The organism is Pseudomonas sp. 2822-15, assembly GCF_002742515.1.
Taxonomy (GTDB): domain Bacteria; phylum Pseudomonadota; class Gammaproteobacteria; order Pseudomonadales; family Pseudomonadaceae; genus Aquipseudomonas; species Aquipseudomonas salomonii.
In genome coordinates this window covers 108,322-127,551 of record NZ_LJRY01000136.1, presented here as the reverse complement: position 1 = coordinate 127,551, position 19,230 = coordinate 108,322, and the positions used below count along the sequence as shown (strand labels likewise).

General features: G+C 56.4%; 17 protein-coding genes and 1 pseudogene. 8 read left to right on the top strand and 10 right to left on the bottom strand.

Annotated elements, in window-relative coordinates; translation table 11 throughout:
• Positions 1 to 108: 108 nt before the first annotated feature.
• The 3 genes and pseudogenes from AOA59_RS01290 to AOA59_RS33070 all read right to left on the bottom strand — a co-directional run.
• Complete coding sequence (locus AOA59_RS01290) at positions 109 to 831, bottom strand: hypothetical protein (RefSeq protein ID WP_099485564.1); 723 nt, start codon at positions 829 to 831, stop codon at positions 109 to 111.
• Positions 824 to 2,242, bottom strand: coding sequence for an AAA family ATPase (locus AOA59_RS01285; protein WP_143522744.1), 1,419 nt, complete (start codon positions 2,240 to 2,242; stop codon positions 824 to 826). The genes AOA59_RS01290 and AOA59_RS01285 overlap by 8 nt, the downstream gene beginning before the upstream one ends.
• A 193-nt stretch (positions 2,243 to 2,435) precedes the next feature.
• Positions 2,436 to 2,613: pseudogene (locus AOA59_RS33070) on the bottom strand (DNA polymerase V subunit UmuC); the annotation flags it as partial.
• A gap of 335 nt (positions 2,614 to 2,948) precedes the next feature.
• On the opposite strand from AOA59_RS33070, the gene AOA59_RS01275 reads away from it, so the two are divergent.
• Complete coding sequence (locus AOA59_RS01275; RefSeq protein ID WP_099485560.1) at positions 2,949 to 4,628, top strand: reverse transcriptase domain-containing protein; 1,680 nt, start codon at positions 2,949 to 2,951, stop codon at positions 4,626 to 4,628.
• A gap of 167 nt (positions 4,629 to 4,795) precedes the next feature.
• Here the strand turns inward: AOA59_RS01275 and AOA59_RS01270 are convergent, their stop codons facing one another.
• The 3 genes from AOA59_RS01270 to AOA59_RS01260 form a co-directional block, all read right to left on the bottom strand.
• Positions 4,796 to 5,179: a hypothetical protein gene (locus tag AOA59_RS01270; RefSeq protein WP_099485570.1), complete on the bottom strand. Its 384-nt coding sequence runs from the start codon at positions 5,177 to 5,179 to the stop codon at positions 4,796 to 4,798.
• Between the two features lie 90 nt (positions 5,180 to 5,269).
• Entirely contained in the window at positions 5,270 to 5,716 is a 447-nt protein-coding gene (locus AOA59_RS01265; RefSeq protein ID WP_099485558.1) for a hypothetical protein, read from the bottom strand.
• Positions 5,717 to 5,763: 47 nt separating this feature from the next.
• Positions 5,764 to 6,159 carry a hypothetical protein gene (locus tag AOA59_RS01260; protein ID WP_099485556.1) on the bottom strand — a complete coding sequence of 132 codons (396 nt, stop codon included), beginning with the start codon at positions 6,157 to 6,159 and terminating at the stop codon, positions 5,764 to 5,766.
• 255 nt (positions 6,160 to 6,414) lie between these two features.
• Here AOA59_RS01260 and AOA59_RS01255 point away from each other — a divergent pair, with 255 nt between their 5' ends.
• The 3 genes from AOA59_RS01255 (at position 6,415) to AOA59_RS01245 (ending at position 9,410) form a co-directional block, all read left to right on the top strand.
• The gene (locus AOA59_RS01255) at positions 6,415 to 6,921 is read left to right on the top strand and encodes a helix-turn-helix domain-containing protein (RefSeq protein WP_099485554.1); all 507 of its coding nucleotides are present in this window, start codon (positions 6,415 to 6,417) and stop codon (positions 6,919 to 6,921) included.
• Between the two features lie 154 nt (positions 6,922 to 7,075).
• Positions 7,076 to 8,071 carry a MoxR family ATPase gene (locus AOA59_RS01250; protein ID WP_056858552.1) on the top strand — a complete coding sequence of 332 codons (996 nt, stop codon included), beginning with the start codon at positions 7,076 to 7,078 and terminating at the stop codon, positions 8,069 to 8,071.
• Positions 8,072 to 8,078: 7 nt separating this feature from the next.
• Positions 8,079 to 9,410: a DUF58 domain-containing protein gene (locus AOA59_RS01245; RefSeq protein WP_099485552.1), complete on the top strand. Its 1,332-nt coding sequence runs from the start codon at positions 8,079 to 8,081 to the stop codon at positions 9,408 to 9,410.
• Positions 9,411 to 9,471: 61 nt separating this feature from the next.
• On the opposite strand, the gene AOA59_RS01240 is transcribed toward AOA59_RS01245, so the two are convergent.
• On the bottom strand, positions 9,472 to 9,831 hold the full coding sequence (locus tag AOA59_RS01240; RefSeq protein WP_065930487.1) for a PilZ domain-containing protein: 360 nt from the start codon (positions 9,829 to 9,831) through the stop codon (positions 9,472 to 9,474).
• Between the two features lie 226 nt (positions 9,832 to 10,057).
• The gene (locus tag AOA59_RS01235) at positions 10,058 to 10,432 is read right to left on the bottom strand and encodes a tol-pal system YbgF family protein (protein WP_056858550.1); all 375 of its coding nucleotides are present in this window, start codon (positions 10,430 to 10,432) and stop codon (positions 10,058 to 10,060) included.
• A 175-nt stretch (positions 10,433 to 10,607) separates the two neighbouring features.
• Here AOA59_RS01235 and pyk point away from each other — a divergent pair, with 175 nt between their 5' ends.
• On the top strand, positions 10,608 to 12,059 hold the full coding sequence (gene pyk, locus AOA59_RS01230; protein ID WP_017139781.1) for a pyruvate kinase: 1,452 nt from the start codon (positions 10,608 to 10,610) through the stop codon (positions 12,057 to 12,059).
• A 161-nt stretch (positions 12,060 to 12,220) separates the two neighbouring features.
• Here the strand turns inward: pyk and AOA59_RS01225 are convergent, their stop codons facing one another.
• Positions 12,221 to 12,970 (bottom strand): enoyl-CoA hydratase-related protein, encoded by a 750-nt coding sequence (locus AOA59_RS01225; protein ID WP_099485551.1) that lies wholly within the window; start codon positions 12,968 to 12,970, stop codon positions 12,221 to 12,223.
• Between the two features lie 30 nt (positions 12,971 to 13,000).
• Entirely contained in the window at positions 13,001 to 13,933 is a 933-nt protein-coding gene (locus tag AOA59_RS01220) for an iron-sulfur-binding ferredoxin reductase (RefSeq protein ID WP_099485549.1), read from the bottom strand.
• 217 nt (positions 13,934 to 14,150) lie between these two features.
• Between AOA59_RS01220 and AOA59_RS01215 the strand changes: the two genes are divergently transcribed.
• The 3 genes from AOA59_RS01215 to AOA59_RS01205 all read left to right on the top strand — a co-directional run bounded on the left by AOA59_RS01215 (position 14,151) and on the right by AOA59_RS01205 (position 18,991).
• The gene (locus AOA59_RS01215; RefSeq protein WP_010208051.1) at positions 14,151 to 15,674 is read left to right on the top strand and encodes a fumarate hydratase; all 1,524 of its coding nucleotides are present in this window, start codon (positions 14,151 to 14,153) and stop codon (positions 15,672 to 15,674) included.
• 231 nt (positions 15,675 to 15,905) lie between these two features.
• Complete coding sequence (locus tag AOA59_RS01210) at positions 15,906 to 17,672, top strand: ATP-binding protein (protein WP_065930423.1); 1,767 nt, start codon at positions 15,906 to 15,908, stop codon at positions 17,670 to 17,672.
• The gene (locus AOA59_RS01205; protein WP_099485547.1) at positions 17,666 to 18,991 is read left to right on the top strand and encodes a sigma-54 dependent transcriptional regulator; all 1,326 of its coding nucleotides are present in this window, start codon (positions 17,666 to 17,668) and stop codon (positions 18,989 to 18,991) included. Before AOA59_RS01210 ends, AOA59_RS01205 begins: the two co-directional genes overlap by 7 nt.
• Positions 18,992 to 19,230: the final 239 nt, after the last annotated feature.

The following is a 19,230-nucleotide window of genomic DNA, read 5'->3' as shown; positions in this document are numbered from 1 at the left end:
GTTGTTTGGTCATCTGACACCTCGATCTGGCGAGCATTCTCGCCTAAATGGGTGTCCGGTTTCATTAGACCACTACATAGGCTCATTCACGCCTCGTGCGCGTAATCGTTACACCTCCTGCTCCAGTACGCCAATGATCGCCTTGGCTTTTGCAAGGTCAAATTTTTCGGCCATTGTTCTGAGCACCTCAAGTCGTTTAATTTTATGAGCTTTCATCTTTATGCGAAAAAAACTTTCCAAATTTTTCTCAGCCACTTCACTGTCACCCGGGAGGAAATGGCCGGCGAGGCGGGCGGCATTTAGGAAATTTATCCCACAAATGCGGATGGTGTTGGCTCCTTTGAGACTAGGGGGTTTAGGCACTATTCGGCCAATGACGTCATACTCGAGATATTCCCCCCACTCATCGTGATGAGGATGCACCAAAATATAGCTGACTGTATCATTAGGAAAGTCAACAACCGAGACACCAGGAGCTAAAACTGGCTTGTTACTTTTAGACCCATTACAGGTTTTACAAACCGCCGCTATATTTTCAAAAAAAAACATGAATTGCGGATAACCTTTTTTATCCACTATGTGTTCCGCATCATAAGACCCCTTATGAGCGTCGAGCTCCTTACAGCAATAGCAACACATATTTTGTTGACGGAGATAATAGTGCCCCTTAACTTCAAGTCTGAATTGAGCAACCAAAGCACCGACTTCCCCAGCGGTCTCCGTCCATAGAGCTACGTTTGCCGCGCTATCGGCTTTCAATTTATCGTGCTGCATCTGTGTCAGTTTTAGGAAACCACCGAAAACCTCAGCTTTTCTCCGAATTTCACGCATTGTACTGAATATCCATATTCACCAAACCTATGGCATCTCGAATAAGTTGCAAGGTTTTCTCATCACGGTATTCACCATCAGAATAGAGAAGTTCCAATCGCTTCAGTTCCTCGAGGGATTGTTCCCTGACAAAGCCACCTTCAGATTCAGCATCCGTAATCAGTGTAAAAATCTCATTGGCTAGGTGGACGCTTCCAGTCACAGGAGTATCAAATACGTTTTGCAGCGTCGCCTCTACCGACTCACCATCTTGATCTAAAGGCTCCGAAGCAGACTCTTTGTTCACCTGAACAACTCCAGCTCCTAAGGCATGGCCCCGCTGTACAATCAATGGCGAGTGAGTGGCCACCAACACATGACAACCCTTGAAGGGTTCTAAAGTCGCAAACAGGTTATCCAGATATTGTTGCTGCCAGCGCGGGTGAAGGCTTAGCTCCGGCTCGTCGATTAACACAAGGCTGTCATCTCTGAGGGCTGTTGCGAGACCTATAACCGAGCAAAGCATCTGCTGCTGCCCAGAACTTGCATTGGCAACATCGAAAGTCTCCCCTGAAAAACTTGTGAGCTCACACCGTCGGAGCGTGAGGAGGTCTAAGCGTCTAAGCAGCGACAATGATTGAAAGGCCGCATATTCATATCGATCACTACGTCCGATAGAGCCAATTCCACGTTTAAATTGGCTAAACTCTCGTAGATCGTCCCCTAGTAAACTAAACGCTTCAGTGACCAGTTCTCCGAGTTTCACAGGACTTTCTTTTCGGAGCTCCATTAGCAAGCCTGAGCGTGGGTACTTTCTACGAAGAGACTCTTCTTTTTGAAGCTCTAAATAATTCACCACATATCCACCGCGCACAGCATTTCGCAGATCGCGCAGGCCAGGCCTGGCCTCATAGGTGAATTCGAAACTGTCTGAAAGTTTTAAGTTTTCCATCACGCGGAGTATTGACCCCACACTTTCAAGTGATTCGCTTAAGCGATAAATAGCCTGCTCAAGAGTATTCTTTGACAAGCTTGAACTGACCACTCGCGTAGATCTATGAAGGCCAGCACACACGTATAAAGAACTTGATTCTGCGCCCTCCGAGTAAACCTTAGTAAGAGAGGACTCGTGAGTTAGCGGAGGTGGAAAACGGTTAAACGGACTGTAAGTCTGTGCAATAACTCTTGAGGGTTCATGGGAGTCTTTCGGTTTAGATTGATAGGGCCAATTACCAAACTGGCTCCTGTATTCAATCGCCCCATGATCCCCCTTGTGTTTGCCGGATTTAAAAGTGTTGGCTAGAAAGCTCAGGATTTCTGACTTTCCAGAACCATTAGGGCCCGTCAGGAGGTCTACTCGATTACTGCCGCCGTCGACTTTAGGTTTCAGATCAAGCCAAACACGGTCAGCTTTGACACTACGAATTTCCAACGATCATGCTCCCTGCAAAGGCCCGGTTCGAATGAGCTGCGAATATTTTGTCGAGATTACGACTCCGCAGACCAGAAATCCATACGGTGGAGACTTCGGGTAGCACGTTTCGACCTGCGACGGCCTCGCAGGTGCAACGGTGATCAAGCAAGGTGGGGCACTGACTTCGCTGGAAGTGACGCGCGCCCTCAGCACTCTGCGCATGCCACTTTTTACCGGCGTGATTAGCAAGCCTGCTCAGGTTTTTTTGTACCTGCAATACCAACCCCGACCGGGATACCTGTGCTGCGGCAGACCTGAGCCCGTATGCGACGCCCAAGGCCATCTAGGTAATCAGGCACACCAAATAAGTCCGCAAACGCTTCATCAATGCATGCTTCTAGGTAGTCTTTGCTAGCGCTGTAGAGCGCACAGAAGTCGTCCAAAGCGGAGAAAGTCGTTGACCTCCAACGCCCAGTGCGCAGACGAAACACCGCGACAACGAGGTCGGACTGCTGGACGACACGCTGTATCGAGTTTGCGCATTTGGTTGGCATCAACATGCCATCCGTATTAGTATCTGACCGGCTCGATCAAGACTCGCATTTCTAAGATGCATTCGTCTTAGCTTGTTGTACTTACAGCATTGACTCTCCGAGTCGCGCGCGGAGGTATCACGCTGCGCAGTTGGAGTCTTGATCGAGCTCCTTACAAGAAAGGACTCTAAATGGCAATCCCTCCGATAGTTACCCTCCAAGATCTCGCAAACTACCTATCGATCAAACGCGGAAAACTAGCTTATTATGCGTACTACATAAAACCCGCAGACGCATATAACACATTCGCCATAAAAAAGAGATCAGGCAAAGATAGATCTATTGACGCACCAATCAAAGGGCTAAAAGACATTCAGAAATTGGTCTATGAGAATTTTTCTGGGGAAATCGAATTCAGAAAGTGCGCTTTTGGTTACATACCAGGGCGCGGCATTCTTCAAAATAGTGAGAGGCATGTGCGACAGCGTTGGGTATTAAGGGTCGATTTAAAAGACTTCTTCCCAAGCGTCACCGCAGTTAGAGTTGCTGGAATGTTTAGCTCACAACCCTTCAACCTCAGTTATAAAACTGCACGAGCACTAGCCCTTATCGCCACCAAGCATGGCACGCTACCCCAGGGAAGCCCGCTCAGCCCGTGGATAACTAATGTTATTTGCCGGGGGCTTGATTATAATCTGCAGAAGCTCGCATCCAGGTACAAATGCTACTATAGTCGCTATGCAGACGATCTTTATTTCTCTACGAGCAACAGCCTATTTCCTTTAGCACTTGCCCATAAATCCGAAAATGACAGCAATGTTATTATTGGTGAAGAACTTAAGGCAGTCATCCTTACAGCTGGTTTTACTCCAAATGAAGAAAAAACATCATTAAGGCCAACTTCTCAGCGTCAGATGGTCACCGGAATCGTCATTAACTCAAAACCCAATGTACCGAAGGAATTCATCAAACAGATACGTGCTGCCCTTTACGCTTGGGAGAATCACGGCCTGGTCGCTGCAGAAGAGCACTGGGCGAAAAAAAGCGACTTTCGTAACCGATTTGAGAAAGCCAAGCCAAGGTTCAGATGGGTCTTACGCGGCAAGATAAATCATTTACGCCACATCAAGGGGGAATCTGACCCAGTTTTCCTAAAACTAGCGACCAGGTTAAAAAAACTGGATCCGACATATTCTTTTGACCCAAAACTTTCCGCACAGTCTATAACTCAAGAAGTGTGCCTTTTTGTTGAAGGCATCACTGATAGAAAACATATTGAAACCGCCTTTAAAGATGCTCAAAATAGAGGCTTGTACGGTGATTTAAATTTAAAATTTAATGAACCCAAGGAGAATGGCAGTAGTAATCTACAAAAGCTTTGTCACAACTTGAGTGCAACACCCCAGCGCTGCCTGACCATATGCTTATTTGATCGTGACGAGCCAAGTTACATTAAATCAATGGGAGGATCTTCAAGCGACTATCTTGATCACAACAACAATGTTTACAGCCTTATACTTCCATACCCAAAATTTAGAGCAGAGCCCGACATATGCATTGAACATCTCTATGAAGACAAGGATCTTTTCATGCCTGATAGCAAAGGAAGAAGGCTGTTTTCCAGAGATGAATTCGACAAACACAGTTGCCACATTAAAGAACCAAACGTTTTCATAAAACTACCCGCTAAATCTCTTATAGTAGATTCAAATGTTATTGACATCTCAACCAAAGAAAGCATTGCACTAAGCAAGAATGATTTTGCGAGCCAAATATATACAGCTACGCCACCATTTGATAACGTATCATTTAGTGGGTTTATTCCATTATTTGACAAAATTCAAGAAATCAAAAATCTTTTCATACGTTAATAGAAGATAGTATGAGCTACCTAAATTAAGAGCTTAGGTCAAAATCATTACTAGACGGAGGTGGCCGCTTGAAATATGGAAATCTGTGCCTAACCAAGCTAGCCTTGATGTCTTAATGCAAATCAGAGATTACCTACTAGCTTCTGCTTGCTAAAACGAATGCTTTATTATTGAAGAACGCGCGGCGTAAAGTGATAGCTGCTTATTGGAAGGCGTAGAAACTCGCGCAGACTAGAACGCCCATTACCACGTTGGAACGTGGCGAGCACGTAACGCGAATTCACAGTGGTCATTACCCAAAATCGCCCCTCACGTTCGACTTTCAATACATCAGAAGTCCTGATCAGGTGACCATCGCCAAACCGACCGTACTGATCTTTACGCCTGTGGCCAAAAACGACACCGATACCTGCTCGTGACTTGATGGACACGCCACAGAGGTAGGCGGTCACTGGCACGTCAAAACCTTGCTCCTGAGCTTTTATAATTCGCTTGAGATCAAAATCTGTATGGCGTTTTCCGTGAAAATTAACATCTAACGTATCCAGCATCATCGCGCTCCGGTTGCAGTCTATATTGCGTTACCAAGAAATCCGCACAGAACCAGGCATGCTGATACTGTGCCAAAAACCTTGCAGCTATCAGGCTGATCGAATCATGGTTTCGAGAAAGATTGGCCTGCGGTTCTTTAATGCCTCTATTTGAAAATCTGGGCAATGTGAGCTGTGGTAAATAAGCCCATTGGCCACCTCAATTAGGCAGACTTCAAAGTCATCGTCATCGTAACCAACAGTCACCTTGACGACGCGATCCATACCCCAGCCATCGCAGTTATTCATCCACTGCGGGGTAACCACTTGCACGTCGACTATCACTTCCCCTGCATTTTGCTGCACGAGCATTTGCTGGAGTCTGTGCTCACCTTCGATCATGCGCGTGAACTCTGTGCTGCTACCTTGCTCGGTGATTCGGACGGTCAGATGATACCAGTGCGATCTGAGCACCCTCGACACCCCCTTCCAGTGCATCGAGCCCTCGCCAAAAAATCCTGGAACGCCGATAGAGTCTGAATCTTCAGTTATGAACATCAGGTGCCTCAGTTTTCTCCGGTCGCAAAGCAGCCGGGTTGGTAAATTCAAAATAGGGAGAAGATCGTTTGAATTGATGCTGACTTGCGATACCCCGGCCCGAGAAGGACGTAAACAGTATTGCGAGTTTCGAACAGAAAGCTGTCGTTGAGCGCTGCGCCGATGCTTGATCTCACCCAGTGACCAGGCTCGAAACGTCTCTGCTCATCGTCCACGACCTTGTGGGCATACATAAACATTGGCTGACAGCCTGCGGCGGTTATCTTCGCTCGCTCTTCGTCGGTGACGATGGCGTCTAGGATTGTCCATTCTTCGACGGCGCAGAGGGGCATCCATTTGTAGCGCTTTCTGGCCGCAGCCAAAGCATCTTCGAGACTGAGCTCTGACCCAAATAGAGGGGCTCCACTGTCTCCCATGAGCCCTTCACCAATAACTCCAACCATGGGCAGCCTCTTAATTGACCACGAGCGATAGACCGACTGCAGGAGGTTTGAGGTTTACTGGAGTGTCAGCCAACTGCACACCAAGCGGGCTCATCACACGCCAGCAATTTCCATAAATTGCCAATTAGGACTCTGCAGATACCTGGGAAGGGCTGACTTGTCCTGCCTTTAAATCAAACTATGCGCAATACTACCTCATTTTGATATTTAACGGAAACCCTCCTGTGTGGCTATATCCTGACTTTTGAGTGAGCCATGCAGCTTAGAATCGCACTCGCAGGCGCAATCCGAGCACTGCGCCTGCAGCGTCAGCTTCGACACGAAGACCTTTCCGACACCTCCGCAAAATCCAAGCTCAGCGCCCTCGAACGAGGCGAAACAAGTATTACCCTTGAGAAGTTCGAGAGCCTTGCTGAAGGCCTTCGAATAGATCCTCTAGCCCTCTTAGCTTTGTGCCTAGCCAAACGGCTTAATACCCCCTATCCCGTTCTAATGGAGACGGCTTTAAAGCAGCTTCGCGCTTTTGAGAAGGAAGGAGGGCTGGGAATTCTTGCTGATCAGCTTTCTGACGGCGACGTTGCCCACCGTAAACCAGGCAAGCCTCAAAATAGAGAAAACGAAAGCGCAGTCCGCGAGCTCAAGGCGGCGGGGATGAATCAATCGCAGATTGCACGCGAGACCGGGCTAGCTCTGTCGACTGTCCATCGATACTGGAAAAGGATTGATGCTACCAACTCTTGCTCGGATGAGGGGATGGAGTAGGTTACCGTTAGCTGTCTACAAGACTTGTGAACGTGAGCACCGTTACCAAAAAAAGGCGTACTGGCCAAAATCTTAACTAAAACCGTTAGATTGAGTAAGTGATTGATTTATGGAAGATAATCAAGACCTAACAGTTAGCAAGGCTCCGGAATTTGTGAGCGAATTTCCCACGGCCACCGCCCCGACTGCCGAAAGCCTTCAAAAAGCCAGCCAGCAGGCACAGGCTCTGCGCGTTGAACTGCGTAAGGCGGTGATTGGCCAGGACCAGGTGATCGACGACGTGCTCACCGCATTGATCGCCGGTGGTCACATACTGCTCGAAGGTGTGCCAGGGCTCGGCAAAACCCTGTTGGTTCGCGCGCTGGCACGCTGTTTTGGTGGCGACTTTGCCCGTATCCAGTTCACCCCGGACCTGATGCCCAGCGATGTCACCGGCCACGCCGTGTACGACCTGCACAGTGAGCAGTTCAAGCTGCGCAAGGGGCCGCTGTTCACCCACCTGTTGCTGGCCGATGAAATCAATCGCGCCCCCGCCAAGACCCAGGCCGCCCTGCTTGAAGCCATGCAGGAACGCCAAGTCACCCTCGAGGGCGAAGCGCTGCCCATTGGCCAACCGTTCATGGTGCTGGCGACCCAGAACCCCATCGAACAGGAAGGCACGTACCCCCTGCCCGAGGCCGAGCTGGACCGGTTCATGCTCAAAGTGCGCATGGACTACCCCGATGCGCAGCAGGAGCTGGAAATGGTCCGCGAAGTCACCCGCTCCTCCAGGGCCGACATGCTGGATGTGCAGCCACTGCGCACAGTGCTGCAGGCAGAGGACGTGTTGCAGTTGCAGCAAATTGCCAGCGAACTGCCGCTGGATGAGCAAGTACTCGACTACGCCGTGCGCCTGGCCCGCGCCACGCGCAGTTGGCCAGGGCTGACCATCGGTGCAGGCCCGCGTGCCTCCATCGCCCTGGTTCGCGGCGCCCGCGCCCGGGCCTTGCTGCGCGGTGGCGAGTTCGTCACCCCTGACGATATCAAGGGTTGCGCCTTGGCGGTGCTGCGCCATCGCGTGCGTATCGCCCCCGAATTGGACATTGACGGGTTGGAAGTGGATCAGGTGCTCAAGCAGCTGCTGGAGCAGATTCCGGCACCTCGGCAATGACCCGGCCATGAAGCCAACTCGTCTGCTGCTGATCTGGCTTGGCGTCCTCCTGGGTTTGAACACCCTGTTGGGCGCGGCTACGGCGCTCCAGCTCAACGTACCCGACACACTGCATAAAGTGGCGTGGGGCCTTTTGCTGGCGCTGTTTCTATTGGCACTGCTGGACGCCCTGCGCCTGCGGCGCCTGCCGTGCCCACGGGTGCAACGGCAAATGCCGGGTAGCCTGGCCTTGGGCCGTTGGGGTGAAGTACGCCTGACCCTTGAACATGACTTCCCGCAGCCGCTGACCGTGCAGGTATTCGACCACGCGCCTGACGGCCTGAGCGTGGAGAATATGCCGCAGCCCATCGAACTTCTGCCGGGCCAGCGAAGCGAACTGGGCTATCGATTGCGGCCCTTGCGGCGTGGGCACTTCAGTTTCAGTCGCTGTGAGATTCACCTGCCCAGCCCTTTCGGGTTGTGGTCTGCGAGGCGCTTTGTTGCAGCCCCGGATACAACGCGGGTCTACCCTGACTTTGCCCGTTTGTACGGCGCACAACTGCTGGGCGTGGACAGTTGGTTGAGCCAATTGGGGGTTCGCCAGCGCCAACGCCGGGGGTTGGGGCTGGAGTTTCATCAATTGCGTGAGTTTCGCGAGGGTGACAGCCTGCGCCAGATCGACTGGAAAGCCACCGCGCGCCAGCGCACGCCCATCGCCCGGGAATATCAGGACGAGCGCGACCAGCAGATTGTGCTCATGCTCGATTGTGGTCGGCGCATGCGCAGCCAGGACGCCGAACTCGCTCACTTCGACCACGCCCTTAATGCTTGCCTGCTGCTCAGTTACGTTGCCTTGCGCCAAGGCGATGCTGTCGGGCTGAGCACCTTTGCCTGCGACCAGCCGCGCTACCTGGCGCCCGTCAAAGGCAGCGGCCAACTGAACCTGTTGCTCAATGCTGTTTACGACCTCGACACCACCCGCCGTACTGCCGACTATGGGGCCGCCGCCAGCCAATTAATGGCCCGGCAGAAACGTCGGGCATTAGTGATCGTGGTGACCAATCTTCGCGATGAAGATGATGAGGAGTTACTCGCAGCGGTCAAGCGCATCAGCCGGCAACACCGGGTGCTGGTCGCCAGCCTGCGCGAAGACGTACTCGACCAACTGCGCCAGGCCCCCGTGCAAACCTTGCCTGAAGCGCTGGCCTACAGCGGGACTGTCGACTATCTCAATAAAAGAAACGATCTGCATGAGCGCTTGAGCGCCCACGGCTTGTCGGTGCTGGATACGCTCCCCTCGGGGCTGGGGGCCGCCTTGGTGACGCGTTATCTGAGCTGGAAAAAGGCCGGTGTTTTATGACTCAAGCACACGACCACACGCTCGGCTAACCCCATCCGAGCGGGTCGACAACGCGCAATGCCTAGACGGAAGCCTGCAGAGGATCAAAGCTGAAGTAATGACACAGGGCACTGATCAATTGCCCGTATGCCTCAGGCGCTTCGACCACGCGAAATCCTGAGTCATAGTGCTGCGGATTGACATCTTCGTGGCTCCACAAGCACATCGCCGTGAGGTCAATGGCCTGGAACTCACCGTCTGCCATGGGGATTTTCAAACGCAGTTCAAATGCTACATCAACCATCATGGGTAATTGGCTGATCAACATCAGCCCATCTTCGGACACGTTCCCCAAGTAGCCAATTGGCTTATCCGTAAGCCGGTTGAAGACTTTCAAGAAACCAGACAACTGATGCCGCTCAATCCTTCGGTCGGTAAACATGATGAAATCGCCATCCATTGGCCATATCAGTGGCCGCGCCAGTTATTCGGAACGAACACGCAATGTTCGCTCTCCCTGGAAATTGGTGCGAATCCAGCGTGCGCTTGATCGCCCTACTGCTGCCAATCCCAAGCAATCCATTCGTTTGAACATAAACTTGTACAAACGAACACTCAAAGAATAGCTTAAGACTGGCGACGGGCCAGCTATGGAATGATAAATATCATCAAAGTGATGCGGGCCGTGGCTGCGCGACACTCGCGCCGGAGTAATGGCCCAGTTGCTGCAGGGTGTCGAGCCGGGCACGGGCGCGGTAGGCATACTCGCTGGCCGGGTATTGATTGATGATGAACTGGTAGGTCTGCACCGCATCAACAAACAGCTTCTGACGCTCCAGACATTGCCCGCGCAGCATCGAAACTTCCGGTTGCACATACCGACGGGTACGGCTCTCGCGGTCCACCTGGGACAATTCCAGGGTCACGCGTGCGCAATCACCCACCCCATAGGCGCGGTAAGCGTTGTTCAAATGATGGTCCATGGACCAGCGGGTACAGCCGACAACACTGACGGCCAGGGCAGCAATGAGCAAAATTCGCATGGGGGTTCTCCTGTCTTGTGCAGTGTATCGACCCCGCGCCGAAAATCTTCAAGGGTGTTCATCTATTCAATTGGAGCGAAAACAAGCGAATCTTCGATAAGTAGTGCAAACGAACAATGACTACAACCAAAGAGCATAGTAGCCTTCCTCAGCGCTTGAACTCAGGAGTCTGTGCATGTCCGTCCGTCGTACCAAAATCGTCGCCACCCTTGGCCCGGCCAGTAACTCGCCGGAAGTCCTCGAACAGCTGATTCTGGCTGGTTTGGACGTTGCCCGTCTGAACTTCTCCCACGGCACCCCGGACGAGCACAAGGCTCGCGCCAAGCTGGTGCGTGACCTGGCCGCCAAGCACGGCCGCTTCGTGGCACTGCTGGGTGACCTGCAAGGCCCGAAAATCCGTATCGCCAAATTCGCCAACAAGCGCATCGAGCTGAAGATCGGTGACAAGTTCACCTTTTCCACCAGCCATTCGCTGACCGAAGGCAACCAGGAAGTCGTGGGTATCGACTACCCGGATCTGGTCAAGGACTGCGGCGTCGGCGACGAACTGCTGCTGGATGACGGCCGCGTGGTCATGCGCGTCGACACCGCCACCTCGACGGAGCTGAACTGCACCGTGATCATCGGTGGCCCACTGTCCGACCACAAAGGCATCAACCGTCGCGGTGGTGGCCTGACGGCGCCGGCCCTGACTGAAAAAGACAAGGCCGACATCAAGCTCGCCGCCGAAATGGAAGTGGACTACCTCGCCGTGTCCTTCCCGCGCGACGCTGCCGACATGGAGTACGCCCGCAAGCTGCGCGACGAAGCCGGCGGTACTGCCTGGCTGGTGGCCAAGATCGAACGCGCCGAAGCCGTGGCCGATGACGAAACCCTCGACGCCCTGATCAACGCTTCCGACGCTGTGATGGTTGCCCGTGGCGACCTGGGCGTGGAAATCGGTGATGCCGAGCTGATCGGTATCCAGAAGAAGATCATTCTGCACGCACGCCGCCACAACAAGGCCGTGATCGTGGCGACCCAGATGATGGAGTCGATGATCCAGAACCCGATGCCGACCCGTGCCGAAGTGTCCGACGTGGCCAACGCCGTGCTCGACTACACCGACGCCGTGATGCTCTCGGCTGAAAGTGCTGCCGGCCCTTACCCGCTGGAAGCCGTACAGGCCATGGCGCGTATCTGCGTCGGTGCCGAAAAGCACCCGACCAGCAAGACCTCCAGCCACCGCATCGGCAAAGTGTTCGAAAGCTGCGACCAGAGCATCGCACTGGCTGCCATGTACACCGCCAACCACTTCCCGGGCGTGAAAGCGATCATTGCCCTGACCGAAAGTGGCTACACCCCGCTGATCATGTCGCGTATCCGTTCGTCGGTGCCGATCTACGCGTTCACCCCACACCGCGAAGCCCAGGCCCGCGCGGCGTTGTTCCGTGGCGTGTACACCATTCCGTTCGATCCGGCTTCGCTGGCACCGAACGAAGTGAGCCAGAAGGCGATCGACGAACTGGTCAAGCGTGGCGTCGTAGAGAAAGGCGACTGGGTCATCCTGACCAAGGGCGACAGCTACCACACCACCGGTGGCACCAATGGCATGAAGATCCTGCACGTGGGCGACCCGCAGTTCTGAGTGACACGCTGAAAAACAAAAGCCCCGCCATGTGAATGGCGGGGCTTTTTGTATTTAAAGGCCTGGAGATCTGTTGAATCAAAGGGCCTCATCGCAGGCAAGCCAGCTCCCACAGTTGACCGCATTCCAATGTGGGAGCTGGCTTGCCTGCGATGGCGTCATCAGCGCCGGGTGATAAACCCCGACAACGCCGCAATCGCCTCCGGCGACTTCAAGCGCTGCACAAACAACGCTCCCTCGTCCTCAATCACCTGCCGCAGCTGTTCACGGTCGACACTTTTCATCAGCTGCTTGCTGACCTGCACCGCGCCCGGCGCCAGGGTTTCAAAGCGCTGCGCAACTTCCCGCGCCTTGGCCAGCGCCGCTTCGCCACTACCCATCGCCTCAGTCGCAATCCCCCACGCGGCCGCTTGCTCGCCGGTAAAACCTTCACCCAACAGCAACAGTTCAGCCGCTTTCGCATGCCCCAGCAGCCGAGGCAGGATCAGGCTGGAGCCAAATTCCGGGCACAGCCCCAGGTTGACGAACGGCATGCGCAAACGCGCATCGCGACTGATATACACAAGGTCGCAATGCAGCAACAGGGTGGTACCGATACCGACCGCCGCACCCGCTACCGCCGCGATCACCGGCTTGCGGCAGTTGAGCAGGCTTTGCATGAAGTGAAACGGCGGGCTGTCCAGATCACTGGGCGGCTGTTCGAGAAAGTCGGCGATGTCGTTGCCGGCGGTAAAACATTCATTGCTGCCCTGTATCAGCACCGCCCGGATACCTGAATCCGCATCAGCGTGTTCCAGCGCCTCGGCCAGTTGGGTGTACATGGCGCGGGTCAGGGCATTTTTCTTGTCGGGGCGATTGAGCTGCAGGGTCAGCAGCCCGCCTTCGCGTTGCAGCAGGATGGCGTCGGTCATGGCGAATCTCGCGGCTGGAAAAGTCATCGCTCAACCACGCGGCAGGAACACATCGGCCAGCAGTTGATTGCGCGGCAATCCCGCCAGGAACAGGCGTTTGGAAAACGCCTCGACATTGGCAGGGTGCCCGCAGAGTAAGGCCAGAGTTTGCCGCGAAACAAGCCGCAGTTGCGCCAATGCCTGGGCCGACTCCGCCGCCGTCCACAGCTCCACAGTCAGGTTCGCGTGCTGCGCAGCCAATGCCGCCAGGGGCTCGGCCAGATAATGCCCATCGGCATCATGGGCCAGGTGAATCACGCGGATGGCGCCTTGATGATCCTGGCGCAGCGCCTCGCGCAGCACGCCCCATAACGGCCCAAGCCCCGTGCCGGATGCCAGCAGCCACAGCGGCCGCGATTGCCAGTCAGGATCATATTGCAGCGCCCCGCCTCGCAACTCACCGAGCCGCAGGCCGTCGCCCACCTGAAGTTGCCGGGCAATATCGCTGAATTCACCGGGCAGACGGCAATCGAGATGAAACTCCAAAAACGGGTCTTCCTGGGGCAAGCTGGCCAACGAATACGGGCGCGCCACCTGCCCCGCCCACAGCACCAGATGCTGCCCGGCCCGATAACGCAGGCCACGTTCGGGTTGCAGGCGCAGGCGCAGTACCTCGGGGTTCAACCAGTCGACGCCCACCACATGCGCGGGCAAGCCATCGCGCAGCGGGTCAAATGCTTCAACCTGTAAATCTGCGACAACCTCACATTGGCAGGCCAGACGCCAACCGTCCTGACGTTGCGCCGGGCTCAGGGCATCGGGCTGCTTATCCAAAACCTCACCCTGGCAACGCACCAGGCACGCATGGCAACTGCCCGCCCGGCAACTGTAGGGCACAGCCACCCCCGCCTGATTCAAGGCATCCAGCAGGTTGCTGCCGGTGGCTACCGACCAGTGGCGTTCGCCGACGTGCAGTTCAGGCATATAAAGGCTCAATCAGAAGGGACCCGCACAGGGAATCATGCCTGCGACAGTTTGACCATAGTCGGGTGTATCGGCCACCGCGTCGGGTTATACTGCCGCGCCTTTTTAGCGTCGCGCCTTGCACCACTGTGGCGTGCCTTGGAAAGGTGGTTTCAGCCGACCGATGCAACACTGAAGCCACCTTTATTGAATGTTCCCTTATAGAGGAGCGCGACTCATGACCGTGATCAAGCAAGACGACCTGATTCAGAGCGTTGCCGACGCCCTGCAATTCATTTCCTACTACCACCCCGTTGACTTCATCCAGGCCATGCACGAAGCCTACCTGCGCGAAGAGTCGCCGGCAGCCCGTGACTCCATCGCCCAGATCCTGATCAACTCGCGCATGTGTGCCACCGGCCATCGCCCGATCTGCCAGGACACCGGCATCGTGACCGTGTTCGTGCGCGTGGGCATGGATGTACGTTGGGACGGCGCCACCATGGGCCTGGACGACATGATCAACGAAGGCGTGCGTCGCGCCTACAACCTGCCGGAAAACGTCCTGCGCGCTTCCATCCTGGCCGACCCGGCCGGTGCGCGTAAAAACACCAAGGACAATACTCCTGCGGTCATCCACTACTCCATCGTCCCGGGCAACACCGTAGAAGTGGACGTGGCGGCCAAAGGCGGCGGCTCCGAGAACAAGTCGAAAATGGCCATGCTCAACCCGTCCGACTCGATCGTCGACTGGGTGCTCAAGACCGTTCCGACCATGGGCGCCGGCTGGTGCCCACCGGGCATGCTCGGCATCGGCATCGGCGGCACCGCCGAGAAAGCTGCGGTGATGGCCAAGGAAGTGTTGATGGAGTCCATCGACATCCACGAGCTGAAAAAGCGCGGCCCGCAGAACCGTATCGAAGAGATGCGTCTGGAGCTGTTCGAGAAGGTCAACCAACTGGGCATCGGCGCCCAGGGCCTGGGTGGTTTGACCACCGTGCTCGACGTGAAAATCATGGACTACCCGACCCACGCAGCCTCGCTGCCGGTGTGCATGATCCCCAACTGCGCCGCCACCCGTCACGCGCACTTTGTGCTCGACGGTTCGGGCCCGGCGTCGCTGGAAGCGCCACCGCTCGACGCCTACCCGGAAATCGTCTGGGAAGCCGGCCCGTCGGCTCGCCGCGTCAACCTCGACACCCTGACGCCGGAAGAAGTGCAGAGCTGGAAGCCGGGCGAAACCGTGTTGCTCAACGGCAAGATGCTGACTGGCCGCGACGCGGCGCACAAGCGCATGGTCGAGATGCTCAACAAGGGCGAAACCCTGCCGGTGGACCTCAAGGGTCGCTTCATCTACTACGTCGGCCCGGTTGATCCGGTGCGCGAAGAAGTGGTTGGCCCGGCTGGCCCGACCACGGCCACGCGGATGGACAAGTTCACCCGTCAGATCCTCGAGCAAACCGGTCTGCTCGGCATGATCGGCAAATCCGAGCGCGGCCCGACTGCGATCGAAGCGATCAAGGATCACAAAGCCGTGTACCTGATGGCCGTGGGCGGCGCTGCTTACCTGGTGGCGCAAGCCATCAAGAAGTCGCGCGTTGTTGCCTTCGCCGAGTTGGGCATGGAAGCGATCTACGAGTTCGACGTCAAAGACATGCCGGTCACCGTTGCGGTGGACAGCAAGGGCGAGTCCGTACACATCACCGGTCCTGCCATCTGGCAGAAAAAGATCAGTGAAAGCCTGGCGGTAGAAGTTCAGTAAGCACTTCCCCGCAAGGATGAAGGCGACTGTGGCTAATGGCCCAGTCGCCTTTTTTATGGCGAACTCGATCATGTGGGAGCTGGCTTGCCTGCGATGGCTTCACCGCGGTTTTCAGTTGCACCGAGGTGAAGCCATCGCAGGCAAGCCAGCTCCCACAGACATTCCACTTGCCACAAGTTTGCGGCGGCTCATGCTATGGTGCTCGCCCTTACCGCGCCTGTTCATCACCGTATGATCGTGATCCCTCGCCCCCTGCGACTGACTTTCTACTCGCTGTTGATCATCGCCGGCGCCGTGCTGGCCGCCGCCTTGGCCACCCGCCATGCCGAACGCCAAGCCTTGGTGGATGACGCCGCTCGCGCCAATCAGCAATTGGCGCTGTATGCCAATTCGCTGCACACCCTGATCGAACGTTACCGCGCCCTGCCCGCCGTACTGGCGCTGGATTCGGAAATGATCAGCGCCCTCAAAGCCCCGCTGGACACCGCTACCCAGGACTTGCTCAACCGCAAGCTGGAGCGCATCAACGGTGCCGCACAGTCTTCCACCCTGGAACTGATGGACCGTAACGGCCTGGCCGTGGCCGCCAGTAACTGGAACCTACCAAGCAGCTATGTCGGGCACAACTACGCGTTTCGTCCGTATTTCAGCCAAACCAAAAGCCAGGGCACCGGGCGTTTTTATGCGGTGGGGGTGACCACCGGCATTCCGGGTTATTTCCTCTCCAGCGCCGTGGTCGATGAACACGAGCAGTTCCTCGGCGCCATGGTGGTGAAGCTGGAGTTCCCCGAACTTGAGCGCGAATGGGCCCAAGGCAACGACCTGCTGCTGGTGAGCGATGCGCGGGGCATCGTGTTTATCGCCAACCAGCCGGGCTGGCGTTACCGTAACTTGCGCCCCTTGTCGGCCAATGACCTTGCCGAACTCAAGGCAACTCGCCAATACGACAAGAAACAGCTGCAGCCGCTGGACACTCAGACGCTGCAGCGCTTTGACGAAAACAGCCACTTGATGCGGGTCAACGGCCCCGACGGCAACGCCCATTACATCTGGGAATCCCTGCCGCTGAAAGCCGAAGGCTGGACCTTGCACCTGCTGCGCAAACCGCAGTTCGCCTTTGAAGACCAACGCAACGCCGGCCTTGCCGCCGCCGGTTCATGGCTGGCGCTGGTGTTTCTGCTGCTGTTCCTGAACCAACGCTGGCGCCTGGCCCGCTTGCGCCAACGCAGCCGCGAAGAGCTTGAACAGCTTGTCGAAGAGCGCACCCAGGCGCTGCGCACCGCGCAGGACGGCCTGGTGCAGTCGGCCAAGCTGGCGGCCCTGGGGCAAATGTCCGCCGCCCTCGCCCATGAAATCAACCAGCCGCTGACCGCCCAACGCATGCAGTTGGCGACCTTGCGCCTGCTGCTCGATCACGGCCGCGTGGACGATGCCTATAAGGCACTGACGCCGCTGGACGACATGCTCACACGCATGGCGGCGCTCACCGGCCACCTCAAGACCTTCGCGCGCAAGAGCCCTAGCGGCCTGCGTGAGCGGCTGGATTTGGCCACGGTGGTCGACCAATCCTTGCACCTGCTCGACGCCCGTCTGCGCGATGAAAGCATTGGTGTGGTGCTGGACCTTAGCCGCCCTGCCTGGGTGCGTGGTGACGCGATCCGCCTGGAGCAAGTGCTGATCAACCTGCTACGCAATGCGCTGGACGCCATGGCCGACAAACCGCGCAAACGCCTGGAAATCCGCCTCCACGCCGACCAGCAGCTGTGGCAACTGACCGTCAGCGACAGCGGCGGCGGGATAGCCCAAGCGCATCTGAACAGCGTGTTCGATCCATTTTTCACCACCAAACCCGTGGGCGACGGGCTTGGCTTGGGGTTGGCCGTGTCCTATGCCATCGTGCATGAACTGGGCGGGCGCCTGCTCGCCGGCAACCGTGGCGACGGCGCGGTATTTACCCTGACCCTGCCTATCGCGCTGGAGACACCCGACCTATGTTGAACGCAGTGATTGTGGTGGATGACGAGGCGAGTATTCGCTCCGCCGTCGAACAGTGGTTGAGCCTGTCGGGGTTTGAAGTGCAGTTGTTCAGTCGCGCCGAAGAATGCCTGGCACATCTGCCCAAGGACTTTCCTGGCGTCATTTTGAGCGACGTGCGCATGCCCGGCCTCAGCGGCCTGGCGCTGCTGGCCGAAGTGCAGCGGCGTGACGCCGACTTGCCGGTGATCTTGCTCACCGGGCATGGCGACGTGCCGATGGCAGTGGAAGCCATGCGTGACGGTGCCTACGACTTTCTGGAAAAGCCCTTCAGCCCGGACGCACTGCTCAACAGCCTGCGCCGCGCCTTGGACAAACGCGGGCTGATCCTGGAGAACCGTCGCCTGCATCAACAGGCCGACCATCGGGCGCAGCTGGAGTCGAGCCTGCTCGGCGTGTCCCGTGGTTTACAGACCCTGCGCCGCCAAGTGCTGGACCTGGCCAGCCTGCCGGTCAATGTGCTGATCCGTGGCGAAACCGGCAGCGGCAAGGAACTGGTCGCGCGCTGTTTGCATGACTTTGGCCCACGGGCCAAAAAGCCCTTTGTCGCGCTCAACTGCGCGGCCATCCCCGAGCAGCTGTTTGAAGCCGAGCTGTTCGGCCACGAAAGCGGCGCGTTCACCGGCGCCCAGGGCAAACGCATCGGCAAGCTGGAATATGCCCACGGCGGCACGCTGTTCCTGGATGAAATCGAAAGCATGCCGCTGGCCCAGCAGGTCAAATTGTTGCGGGTGTTGCAGGAACAGAAACTGGAGCGACTGGGCTCCAACCAAAGTATCCATGTGGACTTGCGCATCATTGCCGCCACCAAGCCCGATCTGCTCGAAGAGGCCCGCGCCGGGCGTTTTCGCGAAGACCTGGCGTACCGCTTGAACGTCGCGCAACTGCGCCTGCCGCCATTGCGCGAGCGGCGTGAAGATATTCCGCTGCTGTTCGACCACTTTGCCCAAAGCGCCGCCGAGCGCCTGGGCCGCAGCGCCGAACCGTTGAGCGGTGCGCAACTGGGGCGCCTGCTCAGCCATGACTGGCCGGGCAATGTGCGCGAGCTGGCCAACGTCGCCGAACGCCAGGTGCTGGGCCTGAGTGAACCGGAGCCGGAAGGCGTCGAGGCCGGGCAATCCCTGGCGGCGCAGCAGGAGGCGTTCGAGGCGCATTGTCTCAAGGCTGCGTTGACGCGGCATAAAGGCGATATCAAGGCGGTGTTGGCCGAGCTGCAACTGCCGCGTCGTACCTTGAATGAAAAGATGCAGCGGCATGGGTTGGTGCGGGAGATGTTTCTGTAGCTGTTTTCGAAGACGCCATCGCAGGCAAGCCAGCTCCCACAGTTGAAATGCGTACTCCTGTGGGAGCTGGCTTGCCTGCGATGACGCCAGCAACCATAAGCGGATTTCCGCTCACCACCGCAAAACCATCAGCAACTTTCCGCTCAAAAAAATCCTGTAACCCTTCTATTCCGGGCCTTCATCTGTTTGGCACAGCTCCTGCTATAGCCCAAACCAGGCTGCGTTCGCGCCGCTCCATA